The organism is Candidatus Microbacterium colombiense (assembly GCA_029203165.1).
Taxonomy (GTDB): domain Bacteria; phylum Actinomycetota; class Actinomycetes; order Actinomycetales; family Microbacteriaceae; genus Microbacterium; species Microbacterium colombiense.
This window is the reverse complement of sequence record CP119308.1, coordinates 1,756,529-1,769,757: the sequence shown is the minus strand read 5'-3', so window position 1 is coordinate 1,769,757 and position 13,229 is coordinate 1,756,529. Positions and strand designations below refer to the sequence as shown.

The following is a 13,229-nucleotide window of genomic DNA, read 5'->3' as shown; positions in this document are numbered from 1 at the left end:
GCCCTTCCTTCGACGTCACCCTGTGGATAACTCCCCCGGGTGCGCGACGATTTCTGTGACGATGATCGCCATGACCGTTCCCTCCCGTCCTCGACGCGCGTTCTGGGGAGATGTCCGTTTCCTCATCGGTATCGCCCTGGTCGTACTGTCCATCGCCGGCGTCTGGCTGATCGTCTCCTCGTCGGACCACGCGGCCCCCGCGCTGCAGGCCACTCGCACGATCACGCAGGGCGAGGCGTTGGTCTCGAGCGACTTCCAGGCGGTCGACGTCGGGCTCGGCCTGCTCGCCGATGACTATCTCTCCCCGCAGGATCTGAAGCCGGGACAGGTCGCCGCGCGAACCATCGCATCCGGAGAGCTGATGCCGGAATCGGCCGTCGGCGACGCGGACGACAACCGCAGCACCAGCATCGTCGTGGAGAGCAGCACACGGATCCCCGATGACGTCGACGCCGGAACAGTGGTCGAGCTCTGGCAGGCGCCTCCGCTCGACGACGGACGCACCTACGACACTCCACGGATCCTGGTCGCAGACGTGACCGTCCGCGACGTGCTGGAAGAGGACGGGATGCTGGGGGACTCGGGCGCGGCCGTGGAACTCGTGATCGACCGCGCCGATGTCGCTGAGGTCCTCGCTGCCGTGACCGGCGGGTCGGTGCTGTCGGTGGTGCCGGTGGGCGGCAGATCGTGACGGGGATCATCCTCGCGGTCGCCGAGCCGCGTGCGAGCGAACTTCGCGTCGAGCTCGAATGGGAGGGCATCACGACCGTGGCGATCACGGCTCCGACCCGGGAGGCCATCACTCCCCTCCTCGCCGACGCTGAAGCCCTTGTGCTTCCCGCGTCGCGAGAGGTGCTCACCGCCGAGCTCATCGCCGCGTGCGATCGCTCCGGTGTGCGCATCCTCCCTCTGGGCGGGTCTGACAGCCGCGCATGGGGACGACTCGGGCTGAGTCCGACCCTTTCTGCCGAGGCGACAGGGTGGGAGCTCGCCGCCGCACTTCGTGAGGGGATCCCTGATCGCGTGGTCACGTCCTCGCGGCCACCACGCCTGACGGCGGTATGGGGGCCACCTGGCGCTCCCGGACGCTCGACCGTGGCGATCCAGCTGGCGACGGAGCTCGCGCGAACAGGTCGGCACACCGCACTGATCGATGCCGACACGGTGGCCCCGTCCCTGGCCCTGCTCCTCGGGCTCGGCGATGACGCCCCCGGGATCGCCGCCGCCTGCCGTCGCGCGAACCTGGGAGGTCTGGACGCGACCGAGCTGACCCGTCTGGCCACGGTCGTCGAGACCAGTGGCGGAGACATCGACGTGTTCCCGGGGATCAATCGCCCGAGCCGCTGGCCGGAACTGGGGTCGGTACGTCTCCAGGCCGCGCTCCAGGCATGCAGATCGTGGAGCGAGGAGACGGTCGTGGACGTCGCCGCTGCATTCGACGCCGATGAGGAGGCGACCTACGACCTCGCCGGACCTCGCCGACATGCGGCGACGACCACGACGCTGCTCGAGGCGGATCTGATCGTGGCCGTCGCAGCCGCGGATCCGGTCGGGATCAGCCGCTTCCTACGCGATCATGCCGAGCTCCGTCGAGTGACGGGCTCGACGCCCGTCTCCGTCGTGATCAACCGCGTGCGCCCCGGACCGCTCGGTTTGGATGCCCGTGGCCAGGTACGACGCACCCTGGAACGATTCGCCGGCATCACCGACGTCACGTTCCTTCCGTTCGACCAGCGCGCCGCCGACGCCTCACTCCTTCACGCCCGGGCGATGGCCGATGTCACTCCCCGGTCGCCGTTCGTCGCGGCGATCAGAGGGCTCGCTGCGTCCCTCGCCCCTCCTGCCGAATCACGGACTAGTTCTGGCGATAGCTTGAGAGGAAGTTTCCGAGCCTTTCGACGGCTTCGCTCAGCACACGTGGCTCAGGGAGCGTGACCAGGCGCAGGTGGTCGGGGGTCGGCCAGTTGAAGCCTGTGCCCTGCACCAGCAGGATGTGCTCTGACACGAGAAGGTCGTAGACGAGCTTCGCGTCGTCGCGGATCTCGTGCACATCAGGATCCAGGCGAGGGAACGCGTAGAGCGCCCCCTCCGGCTTCACGCAGGAGACACCGGGAATCGACTGCAGACCCTCCCAGGCGACGTCGCGCTGCTCATGCAGTCGTCCCGTGGACGAGATGAGTGCGTCGATCGACTGCACCCCCGAGAGTGCAGCCTGAACGGCGTGCTGCGCCGGAACATTCGGGCACAGGCGGGTGGATGCCAACAGGGTGATGCCTTCGAGGAAACCCTTGGCATGCCCCTGGGGACCGGTGATCACCATCCACCCCGATCGGAAACCAGCGACGCGATACGTCTTGGAGAGTCCGTTGAACGTCAAGCACAGCAGATCGGGCGCGAGCGTCGCCGTCGGGATATGGACCGCGCCGTCGAAGAGGATCCGATCGTAGATCTCATCCGAGAGGAGGAGCAGCTCGTGCTCTCGTGCGATCTGGACCATCCCCTCGAGGATCTCGCGTGAATAGACGACACCTGTCGGGTTGTTCGGGTTGATGATCACGAGCGCCTTCGTGCGCGGCGTGATCCTGGACCGGATGTCCTCGAGATCGGGCTGCCAGCCGTCTTCCTCATCGCAGAGGTAGTGCACGGGCGTGCCGCCGGCCAGGCTCGTCATCGCCGTCCACAACGGGTAGTCCGGCGCGGGGATCAGCACCTCGTCGCCCTCATCGAGGAGCGCCTGCATGGTCATCGTGATCAGCTCGGACACACCGTTGCCGAGATACACGTCATCGGGACCGAAACGCGGGAAGTCCTCGATCTCCTCATAGCGGCTGACGACGGCACGCCGTGCGGAGATGATGCCCTTGCTGTCGCTGTAGCCGTGCGCGGTCGGGAGTGCGGCGAGCATGTCGTGCACGATCTGGTGCGGGGCGTCGAAGCCGAAGATCGCCGGGTTACCCGTGTTCAGCTTGAGGATCTTGTGTCCCTCGGCCTCCAGCCGCGCCGCCTCGACGAGCGCGTTCCCGCGGATCTCGTACAGGACGTTCTTGAGCTTCGACGACTGGTCGAAGTTGCGCGATGGGGTCATCGAGCAAGCCTACAACCGTCGCGTGGGGCTCTCGTGCACTGCCGGCCGCGCTGCCCGCCACGCAGACGAGAAAGGGCCGATCCCGAGGGATCGGCCCTTCACCAGGAGGGCTACTTCTTCTTCTTTCCCTGGGCTCGACGCTGCTCACGGTTACCTGCCGCCGGCTGCGCGGGGGCGTCCGTGCGCTGTCCGAAGGCGCCGCGCGGTGCCTGCTCGGCTTCCGCCGGCTCGGCCGCATCGCGTGCCGCCGCCGCCTGCCGCAGGCGATCGGTCGCCGCCTGCTGCACCTGGCCGCGGTCGTTGCGCACCTCGACCTCACCGGCGTCGTTCGCCGCCGAGTACTCGAGACGCTGCTCGCCGCCGTCGGTGGAGAGGCCCTTGGCCTCGACCTCCGCCGTCTGCGCATCACCGGCGCGACGGACCTCGACCTCGAGGTTGTAGAGGTAGCCGACCGACTCCTCCTTGATCTGTCCCATCATCGACTGGAACATCGAGTATCCCTCCCGCTGATACTCGATAAGCGGGTCGCGCTGGGCCATCGCACGCAGTCCGATGCCGTCCTTCAGGTAGTCCATCTCGTACAGGTGGTCGCGCCAGCGGCGATCGAGCACCTGCAGCACGACGCGTCGCTCGAGCTCGCGCGTCGCGGCGTCGCCCAGCGACTCCTCGCGCGATTCGTAGGCGATCGTGGCGTCGGAGAGCAACTCGCGCGTGAGACCGTCGGCCGAGATACCGCCCTTGCGCCCGCCGGCCTCGGCGACGACCTCATCGATTGTCACGCCCACGGGGTAGAGCGTCTTGAGCTCGGTCCACAGCGCGTCGAAGTCCCAGCTCTCGTTGTGGCCCTCGCCGGTGTGGTCCTTGACGACACCGGTGATCGCGTCCTCGATGAAGTGCTGCACCCGGTCGGCGATGTCGTCGCCGTGCAGGATGTGACGTCGATCGGCGTAGATCGCCTCGCGCTGACGATTCAGGACATCGTCGTACTTGAGCACGTTCTTGCGCATCTCGGCGTTGCGCGACTCGACCTGCGACTGGGCGCTGCGGATGGCTCGCGACACCAGACCGGACTCGATCGGCACGTCGTCGGGGAAGTTCGTGCGCGACAGGATCGCCTCGGCGGCACCCGACTGGAACAGGCGCATCAGGTCATCGGTGAGGCTCAGGTAGAAGCGGCTCTCGCCGGGGTCGCCCTGTCGTCCCGAACGTCCGCGCAGCTGGTTGTCGATACGCCGCGACTCGTGACGCTCGGTGCCGAGCACGTAGAGTCCGCCGGCCTCGATGACCTTCTCCGCCTCTTCCGAGACGGTGCTCTTCATCGCCTCGTAGGTCTCGTCCCACGCGACCTCGTACTCTTCGGGGGTCTCGACCGGGTCGAGTCCCTTGCCCTTGAGGTCCTGGACGGCCAGGAACTCGGCGTTGCCGCCGAGCATGATGTCGGTGCCTCGGCCGGCCATGTTCGTCGCGACCGTGACGGCGCCGAGGCGTCCGGCGCGGGCGACGATCTCGGCCTCGCGCGCGTGGTTCTTCGCGTTGAGGACCTCGTGCTTCACGCCCTTCTTGGCGAGGAGTCGCGAGAGGTACTCGCTCTTCTCGACGCTGACGGTACCGACCAGCACGGGCTGACCGCTCGAGTGCCGCTCGGCGATGTCCTCGACGACCTGTGCGAACTTGGCGGTCTCGTTCTTGTAGACGAGGTCGGACTGGTCCTTGCGGACCATCGGACGGTTCGTCGGGATCGGGATCACACCGAGCTTGTACGTCGACATGAACTCGGCCGCCTCGGTCTCGGCGGTACCGGTCATGCCGGCGAGCTTGTCGTACAGACGGAAGTAGTTCTGCAGCGTGACCGTCGCGAGGGTCTGGTTCTCGGCCTTGACGGGCACGCCTTCCTTGGCCTCGATCGCCTGGTGGATGCCCTCGTTGTAGCGGCGCCCGACAAGGATTCGGCCCGTGTGCTCGTCGACGATCATGACCTCGTCGTTCATGACGACGTAATCCGTGTCCTTCTTGAACAGCGCGAGCGCCTTGATCGAGTTGTTCAGGAACGAGATGAGCGGCGTGTTCGCCGACTCGTAGAGGTTGTCGATGCCGAGGTAGTCCTCGACCTTCTCGATACCGGGCTCGAGCACGCCGACCGTGCGCTTCTTCTCGTCGACCTCGTAGTCCTCGCCCACCTCGAGAGTGCGGGCGATCTTGGCGAACTCCGCGAACCAGCGGTTCGCCTCGCCGGAGGACGGACCGGAGATGATGAGCGGGGTGCGCGCCTCGTCGATGAGGATCGAGTCGACCTCGTCGACGATCGCGAAGAAGTGCTCGCGCTGGACGAGGTCCTCCTTACGCCAGGCCATGTTGTCGCGCAGGTAGTCGAACCCGAACTCGTTGTTCGTGCCGTAAGTGATGTCCGCGCCGTACTGCTCGCGGCGAACCGCGGGCGTCTGGCCGGACACGATGATGCCGGTCGTCATGCCGAGGGCACGGAACACACGCCCCATGAGCTCCGCCTGGTAGCTGGCGAGGAAGTCGTTGACGGTGATGATGTGGACGCCCTGGCCGGCGATCGCGTTGAGGTACGCGGGGAAGGTCGCGACGAGCGTCTTTCCCTCACCGGTCTTCATCTCGGCGATGTTGCCGAGGTGGAGCGCTGCTCCACCCATGATCTGCACGTCGTAGGCGCGCATGCCCAGGGTGCGCTTGGCAGCCTCGCGAACAGCGGCGAACGCCTCCGGCATCAGCTGGTCGAGCGTCTCGCCCTTCTCGTAGCGGGCGCGCAACTCGACGGTCTCGTTGCGAAGCTCGTCGTCGGTCAGCTGGGAGATGTCCTCTTCCAGAGCTCCCACGGCTTTGACCACCTGGTTCAAGCGACGGATGACCCGTCCCTCACCGGCGCGCAGCAGCTTCTCAAGAGGATTGGCCACGGATGTCATCTCCCTGTTGGTGGGTAAAGTGCCGGCTGTCACGAGGACGGAAACCGGACATATCTTGTCATGTTACCGGCCCGTGACCTGCGCGTCGCCTGCGAGCGTGTCCCGCGATCCGCGGAAGGCGCGCGATCGCGTCCACCGGACGGCTCTCCGCGATGCATTCTCGGTATGCATATACTCGGTATCGCATTAGCATCACGAACGGGAGATCACCATGTCAGTGCGTCAGAGCCTCCTGGCGATCCTCGACCAGGGCCCCTGCTACGGCTACCAGCTGCGGCACGAGTACGACCGACGCACCGGAGCGACATCGTCTCTCAACGTCGGTCAGATCTACAACACGCTGGAACGTCTCGAACGAGACGGGCTCGTGCGCCGCGGCGACGCCGATGAGCACGGGCACGTCTACTGGCATATCACCGCCGACGGCTCCACCGAGGCGGCCCGGTGGCTCGCCTCCCCCGTCGTCCACGGCACCACCGGCAGGGACGAACTCGCGGTGAAGCTCGCCGTCGCCGCGACGCTCCCGGGCGTCGACGTGGGATCCGTGATCCGCGTTCAACGCGTCGCGTCCGTGGAGCAGTGGGAGGCGCTCCGGCGGGAACGGCGAGACAACGACGCGGCCGATACCCCGGAGGGCCTCGCCTGGTCGCTCGTGATCGACCGGATGATCTTCGCCGCCGAGGCCGAGGTGCACTGGCTCGATGATGCGGAGAAACGCATCGCACAGCACCCGAGCCATGTGCTGGCACTCGAGCTCACGACGGAGCGACCGAAGCGCGGACGGCCCGCCAGGTCGGCAGCCGCCTGAGCCGCGCCCTCGGCGCTTGCGTTCGCCTGGAGCGGATGCTCAGCCATCGCATCGTCCGCGGAAAGTAGGATCAGCACATGGCTGGAATTTGGGGCAGACGGAAGCGCGAACAGGAAGCGCTCGCCGCGCAGGACGCCGATCTCGCACGGCGCGCCGAACAGGCGCTGGTGTCGGCTGACGAGCGGATCCGCACGACGTCCGACGAACTCGCGTTCGCTGAGGCCGAGCTCGGCGAATCGCTGACCACCGACCTGCGCCAGGCGCTGTCCGCGGTGCGCACGCACCTGCGCGAGGCGTTCCAGATGCACCAGTTGAACCACGACGAGATCCCCGACACCCCGGAGGAGCTGCGCACGCGCAACGCCCGCATCGTGCAGCTCTGCGATTGGGCCCAGGATCTGCTCGACGAGAAGACGGACGTTCTCGCCAGCTCGGTCGCGAAAGTGCGGCGCGCGCCCGAGGTCATCGCTCAGGTCAGGACGGATGCCGAGGCGCTGAGCGAGCGGATCCCGCAGACCAGATCAGCCGTCGAGCGGCTCGCCGGGCGCTACGCCGACTCCGCCATGACGCAGATCGCCGCCAGTGCGGCAGAGGCGGAGCAGCTCATCGCCTTCGCCGTCCACGGCGCATCGGTCTCCGAACGCCGACGTGCAGCCAAGCAGAACGAAGAGGCGAACGTCGCGCTCGAGACGGCGACCGAGGCGACGCGGCGCGCGTCCGCGCTCCTGGATGCCGTGGAGGACTTCGAGATCGAGGCTCTGCGGGCTGAATCCACGCTCGCCGAGGTCGTCGCCGACTCGCGCGGTGACCTCATCGCCGCGCGCACCGCACCCCAGGTGCCCGCGGTCGCCGCGGCGACGGCGGCTCTGCAGACGGCCCTGAGTTCGCTCGCCCCCTCCGGCGCCCGCAACGATCCGTTCGCGGAGCTCTCCCGTCTGCGCGATGCGAACACGGGTCTGGATGACGCGATCGCGCTCGCCAAGCACCGCGCAGCGAACCCGCTCCCCTCGCTCCCGCAGGTGCAACACGCCATCGACGACGCCGACCGGCAGTTGGGCGTGGCGCGGGGCCTGATCGCCGGGCATCGCGGATGGATCGGCGCGGACGCCCGCACCCGCCTGGCTGAGGCGGAGCGTCTGCGCATCGACCTGTCCGACATGCTCCCCGCAGAGGAGACGCGGGAGGCAGCTCTGGCCGGCGCTCGACGTGTCGCTCATCTGGCCTCGGAGGCGCTCCAGCTCGCACAGCGCGACATCGACTCCTCCCGCCCGCAGGACGACGGATGGGGCGGCTGGGGCGGCGGAGGCGGGCGACGCGGTGGGGGCGGCGGCGATATCGCCTCCGGCATCCTCGGCGGCCTCGTGATCGGCAGCCTTCTGGACGGCATCTTCGACTGACGCGCAGTCCACAGATCCCCGCACGTACGAGAAAGGCCCGCTCCCTCTCAGGAACGGGCCTTTCTTCATGCGCAGGTCACGAAGCGAGTGCCTCCGCGGGCGGCGCCTGAGTGCTGAGCGCGATCACGCCGTAATCCCATCCCTTGCGGCGGTAGACGACGCTCGGGTGGTCGCTGCGGACATCGACGAACAGGAAGAAGTCGTGGCCGACCAGCTCCATCCGGTCGACGGCCTCCTCGACCGTCATCCATTCCGCGTCGAAGCTCTTCGTGCGGATGACGACGGGCGAGTAGATCTCGTCCTCGTCGTTCTGCACCGGCACGTTGCCGGTCGCGACGGCGTGCAGGACCTCGACCGAGGCCGGCTGGACGTCGATGCCTTCAAGGGCTCCGCTGCCCTTCTCGAAGTGCGCGCCGCGCGGGTGCTGTCGACCGTCGACTCGCTTCTCCTTCGCGCGTCGCAGTTGCTCCGACATCTTGTCGACGGCGAGGTCGAGGGCCACGAACTTGTCGCCGTCCGTCGCTTCCGCGCGGACGACGGGACCCTTGCCGACGAGCGTCAGCTCGACGGTCTCGTCGGGCACATGTCCGTTTCGATAGACGCGATGTGTGACCTTCACATCCAGGCGTTGCGCGCGTCCTGCGAACGTCTGGATCTTGGCGATCTTCTCTTCGACAACGGTGCGGAATCGGTCAGTGATACCCACCCCGACGCCAACGATGCTCGTTTCCATTGCTGCCTCCTTGTCCCGGTCCTCCCGGCCAAGGGCGGACCGTGGTCGCCTTGTGTGACCCCCAACGTAGCCCGCCTTCGGACGGATGTCACGGGTCATTTCCTCCGTGTCGCCGATGAGTCCCCGATGAGTCTGCGGTGACGCGGCGTGGCGGCGAGCGCGATCGCAGAGACCACCTCGAAGCCTGCCTCCGTGAGCACGCGTGCAGCCTCGTCGAGAGTCGCGCCGGTCGTGACGACATCGTCGAGGAGGGCGATCCGCTGGCCCTCTCCGCGACGACGCGTTCGTATGCTCCCCGAGACGTTGGCTCGGCGTTCCCGCACGTCGAGCCCGCGCTGATCGGCCTTCGTCGCCCCGGGAACGAGAATCCTCGATGCCCGGACACCCGCTCCGCGTGCGAGAAGCTCGGGCACTCGGTAGCCCCGCTGGCGGAACGCGCTCCGGCTCGTCGGCACGGGCACGATCAGTACCCCCGACACCACCTCCGCGACGAGAGGCTCAGCAAGGGTTCGTCCGAGGGGTCGGGCCAGAAGCGTCTCCCCCTCCCCCTTGAGCCGACGGATGCAGCGCGCCGCGACGCCATCGAACGCGAGTGCGGCGCGCACGACGAGGCCATCCGGTGTCACGGTCTGCGTGGGAGACGGCGTGAGCTGCCGCCGACACACGGCACACAGCAGCGCGCCGGGCTTCGCGCACCCCGCACAGGAGGCGGCGAGCAGCAGCGCCGCCAGCTCATCGACGATGTCGTGCAGAGCGCCACGTGCTAAGGGATGCGAGATCATGCATCGATCCTGCCCGCGGCCTCGGTACTGGCAGGAGCGGAGAGGCGCCGACGGGGGACAACGCGGATGCTGCGCCTGCTGTGCAGGACCGGTGGAGGCTCGGCCTCACTCGCCGGAGCGCGTCGCCAGGACCTTCACGCCGGATGCCACTTCGCGCCATGCGGAACCCGCGTGTGCGAAGAGCGTGCCGCCGGCGTCCAGCACACGCACCCCGGTGGCACTGCGTGCGCCCGCGAGGGAGCGTGCACCGGGCGGAGCGGCCTCGACGCTGCCGGGCCCGCCGACCATCTGCGTGAGCAGCAACGGGCTCTGATCGGGCACCAGGACCCCGAGCCGCGTCGTGCCGAGCCAGACCAATTGATCGGTGTCTGCGTCGATCCTCGTCAGTTGTTCGACCGCGCCCAGTTCCACCGGCACGCCGTCATCGCGCACGATGGCCACCACGACCACCCAGTGCTGTCCGCCCACGGTGACGACGGCCGCGAGCCGCGCGCCGTCCGGCGACACGCGCATCGCGGAGATCGCGGAGGCATTGGGCCAGGCCTTGTCGGTGGCGACGTCGTTCTCACCGGCGTGCACGGCAGCAGGGTCATCGGCGGGCACCGTCCAGGTGAACCCGAACGGATCCAGCGACGGAGCGATGAGCCGCGGGCGAGAGTCGACCTCGTCCACCCGCCCCTCACCCACGAGGTACGCGTGTCCATCGCTCAACTGCACAGCGGCCTGGGTGGAATCCCCCGCCACCTCGATCGACCTCACCTGCTGCGGGAGCGCGAGGATCTGTTCGCTGATCCCGTCCACCGGTGCGATCTGATCGCCGACGATGAGCCCGAATGCGTCTTCGGTGAGCACCAGAGGACCCGGGTCGACCGCGTCGTCGCCCAGCTTCACGATGCCGGCGCTGAGCGCACGGCCATCGACCGTGAAGCGCACCTGGGACACATGCACGCCCGACGCTTCGAACGTGTCCTGCAACTGCGTGCGCATCCGCGCCAGCGTCGTCTGATCCAGTCGGCTCGCGGGCGCCGTCAAGGCCACCTCGGCCACCTGAGCCGCATCGATCGGCACGGCGTCCTCGGCGAGCTGGACATCTGCGGGGAACGCGGACTGCACCGCTGGAGCCAACCAGGGGCTGGGGGCGCCGCCGATGAGGGCCTGCGTCACGGTGGTGGCGATGCTCGTGCGGCGCGGGAACCAGCGCACGTCGGGGACGAGATGCGACCAGTCCTGATCGAAGTACTGCAGCGGATATGCGTCGAAGACCAGGGGGAACCGTGACTCATCGATCACGATCCCGTCCGGCGCCTTCGCGATGCGCCATTCGCCGTCGCCGCTGCGCTCCACCGTGAAGGTCAGGTTCGAGGCGCCGGTCGACTCCGAGTAGGCGTTGAACTCGTCGACGTTCGCCACGAGTTCGAACTGCACGTTCACGTCTCCGGACTCGGCGGCCTCCACGTCGTCATCGGCGATCGTCGACGAGATGACCCTCGACCCGACTGTGGCATCGATCGACACACCGGCCGCAGGCCGCCACGTCTGCTGCAGGTCGGGAGTGAGGAAGGTGCGGGCGATACCCCAGTTGTCCGCCGGCGTGATGGCCGCTTCAAGGAACCCCTCCACGATCTCCTGGGGGCTCGCGCCCGGTGGCGGGCCCGACGCGATGAAGAGCAGGTCGGTGTCGTCGGTCGCCTCTCCGAGCTCCAACCCGGCGGAGACGTCGCCCGAGGTCGGCAGCCCCGTGCAGGCCGCCAGCATCAGTGCGACCACGCCGATCGCGACACCCCGCAGCATCCGCGTCACCCGACCGCTCATCACGCGTTGTCCTCACGATCGAGAAGCTCGCGCGCCAGGTCGGTGAGCGAGATCGGCTGTGTCGCGTCACCGAGCTCGGCCAAGGGCTCCTGCGGCTCGGTCGAAATCGGGCTCGCCCCCTCCAGCACGGTGCCATGACGCGGCAGAGTGAGCACGAAGTTCGTCCCGTCGCCGAGCTTCGACCACACGGCGAGCGTTCCGCCGTGCAGCGTGGCATCACCGAGCGCGATCGAGAGTCCGAGACCGGTGCCTCCGATCGTGCGCTGCCGGGAGGGATCCGCTCGCCAGAAGCGGTCGAACACACGCTCGGCATCGTCGGGCGCCATGCCCATGCCGAAGTCGCGAACCCCGGCCGCCACCGCGTGCTGATTGCTGTCGACGGTCACCACGATCGGACGGCCTTCGCCGTGCTCGATCGCGTTGCCGATCAGGTTGCGCAGCACGCGGCGCACGCGACGGGGGTCCATATCGACCGGCGAATAGCCGCCGGGAGCCACGAGCCGGAGCTGCGTGCCATGCCCTTCCGCGAGAGGACGCATCTGTTCGATCACGTCTTCTGCGACGTGTGCGAGGCTCGTCGCCTCCAGCTCGAGCTGCACAGATCCCGCATCGTAACGGCTGATCTCGAGCAGGTCCGAGAGCAGGATGTCGAAGCGCTGTACCTGCGTGTACAGCAGCTCCGCGGTCCGCGCCGTCGTCGGGTCGAACTCGTCGCGCTGGTCGTTGAGCATGTCAGCGGCCAGACGGATCGTCGTCAGCGGTGTGCGCAGTTCATGCGACACGTCCGAGACGAAGCGCTGTTGCACCATCGACAGCTCGCCGAGCTCCTTGATCTGCGACTCGATGCTGTCGGCCATCGCGTTGAAGGATCGGCCGAGGGTCGCAAGCTCGTCTTCTCCGTGCACTTCCAGACGCACTCCGAGGTCGCCCGCGGCAAGCCGGGCACTGGTCTCCGCGGCTTGGACGATCGGCGTCGCGACGGCGCGAAGCACGAACCACGAGATCGCCGCGACGATCGCCACGAGCCCGATCCCGGCGATCCACAGGGTGCGCTGCACGAACACGAGCGTCTGATCCGCATCACCGAGGTCGTAGGCGAAGTAGATCTCGAACGGACCAGCCTCGGGGACCTGCAACTGCTGCCCCACCACGATCCCCGGCACCTCGCTGCCCCCGTCGCCGGCCACTGCCACCGACTGCCAGGCCTGGAGGTAGTCGAAATCCCTGACGCGATTGCGGAGCCCGTCGCTCAGCTGGTTCGCCGTCAACCCTCCCTGTGTGAAGCCGTTCACGCGGAGGGGGTTCGGTCCCTTGTCGACGCGGAAACCCGCCAGTTGGTCGGCGCTCGAGTTGCGAGCGAGCCCCTCGGTGATACTGCGCCAGAGCTCTTGCAACGCCGCGGAATCATCGCCGACCTCGGCCACATCCAATTTGCTCTGCGCATCATCGATCGCACGTCTCGCATCCTCGAGGACGACGTTCTTGCGCGAGATGAAGAGGTCGTTCTGAATCACGAGCGCCATGGTCACGCAGGTGACGAAGATGGCGAGTGAGGTCGCGAGCAGAGTGATCGTCAGCGTGCGGAACCGCAGCGATCGCCGCCAGAGCGCCGCCAGCACCGTCGGCCAACTCCGCCAGTCGCGCAGAACGGCGACCGCCGTGGTGGTCGTCGTCGTCACGGCCAT

General features: G+C 67.8%; 10 protein-coding genes. 4 read left to right on the top strand and 6 right to left on the bottom strand.

Annotation, left to right across the window (positions count from 1 at the left end):
- Positions 1-70: 70 nt before the first annotated feature.
- The gene (locus P0Y60_08470; protein ID WEK62743.1) at positions 71-691 is read left to right on the top strand and encodes a hypothetical protein; all 621 of its coding nucleotides are present in this window, start codon (positions 71-73) and stop codon (positions 689-691) included.
- Positions 688-1,935: a hypothetical protein gene (locus P0Y60_08465; protein WEK62742.1), complete on the top strand. Its 1,248-nt coding sequence runs from the start codon at positions 688-690 to the stop codon at positions 1,933-1,935. Before P0Y60_08470 ends, P0Y60_08465 begins: the two co-directional genes overlap by 4 nt.
- Here P0Y60_08465 and P0Y60_08460 read toward each other — a convergent pair.
- Positions 1,856-3,085: a pyridoxal phosphate-dependent aminotransferase gene (locus P0Y60_08460; protein WEK62741.1), complete on the bottom strand. Its 1,230-nt coding sequence runs from the start codon at positions 3,083-3,085 to the stop codon at positions 1,856-1,858. The genes P0Y60_08465 and P0Y60_08460 overlap by 80 nt on opposite strands.
- A gap of 110 nt (positions 3,086-3,195) precedes the next feature.
- The gene (gene secA, locus P0Y60_08455) at positions 3,196-6,003 is read right to left on the bottom strand and encodes a preprotein translocase subunit SecA (GenBank protein WEK62740.1); all 2,808 of its coding nucleotides are present in this window, start codon (positions 6,001-6,003) and stop codon (positions 3,196-3,198) included.
- Positions 6,004-6,223: 220 nt separating this feature from the next.
- On the opposite strand from secA, the gene P0Y60_08450 reads away from it, so the two are divergent.
- Positions 6,224-6,820, top strand: a complete 597-nt coding sequence (locus P0Y60_08450; GenBank protein ID WEK62739.1) for a helix-turn-helix transcriptional regulator — start codon at positions 6,224-6,226, stop codon at positions 6,818-6,820.
- Positions 6,821-6,897: 77 nt separating this feature from the next.
- A complete protein-coding gene (locus P0Y60_08445; protein ID WEK62738.1) occupies positions 6,898-8,217 on the top strand; it encodes a hypothetical protein in 1,320 nt (439 codons plus the stop codon).
- Positions 8,218-8,293: 76 nt separating this feature from the next.
- Here the strand turns inward: P0Y60_08445 and raiA are convergent, their stop codons facing one another.
- The 4 genes from raiA to mtrB form a co-directional block, all read right to left on the bottom strand.
- Positions 8,294-8,950: a ribosome-associated translation inhibitor RaiA gene (gene raiA / locus P0Y60_08440; GenBank protein WEK62737.1), complete on the bottom strand. Its 657-nt coding sequence runs from the start codon at positions 8,948-8,950 to the stop codon at positions 8,294-8,296.
- A 95-nt stretch (positions 8,951-9,045) separates the two neighbouring features.
- The gene (locus P0Y60_08435; protein ID WEK62736.1) at positions 9,046-9,732 is read right to left on the bottom strand and encodes a phosphoribosyltransferase family protein; all 687 of its coding nucleotides are present in this window, start codon (positions 9,730-9,732) and stop codon (positions 9,046-9,048) included.
- A 105-nt stretch (positions 9,733-9,837) separates the two neighbouring features.
- Positions 9,838-11,544, bottom strand: coding sequence for an LpqB family beta-propeller domain-containing protein (locus P0Y60_08430; protein WEK62735.1), 1,707 nt, complete (start codon positions 11,542-11,544; stop codon positions 9,838-9,840).
- A complete protein-coding gene (gene mtrB / locus P0Y60_08425) occupies positions 11,544-13,229 on the bottom strand; it encodes an MtrAB system histidine kinase MtrB (GenBank protein ID WEK62734.1) in 1,686 nt (561 codons plus the stop codon). Before mtrB ends, P0Y60_08430 begins: the two co-directional genes overlap by 1 nt.

Bases quoted from the DNA above. Each gene is read 5' to 3' on its own strand.
- P0Y60_08470 (WEK62743.1), top strand. From the start codon at position 71: ATGACCGTTCCCTCCCGTCCTCGACGCGCGTTCTGGGGAGATGTCCGT.
- P0Y60_08460 (WEK62741.1), bottom strand. From the start codon at position 3,085: ATGACCCCATCGCGCAACTTCGACCAGTCGTCGAAGCTCAAGAACGTC.
- P0Y60_08450 (WEK62739.1), top strand. From the start codon at position 6,224: ATGTCAGTGCGTCAGAGCCTCCTGGCGATCCTCGACCAGGGCCCCTGC.
- P0Y60_08445 (WEK62738.1), top strand. From the start codon at position 6,898: ATGGCTGGAATTTGGGGCAGACGGAAGCGCGAACAGGAAGCGCTCGCC.
- raiA (WEK62737.1), bottom strand. From the start codon at position 8,950: ATGGAAACGAGCATCGTTGGCGTCGGGGTGGGTATCACTGACCGATTC.
- P0Y60_08435 (WEK62736.1), bottom strand. From the start codon at position 9,732: ATGATCTCGCATCCCTTAGCACGTGGCGCTCTGCACGACATCGTCGAT.
- P0Y60_08430 (WEK62735.1), bottom strand. From the start codon at position 11,544: ATGAGCGGTCGGGTGACGCGGATGCTGCGGGGTGTCGCGATCGGCGTG.
- mtrB (WEK62734.1), bottom strand. From the start codon at position 13,229: ATGGCCGTGACGACGACGACCACCACGGCGGTCGCCGTTCTGCGCGAC.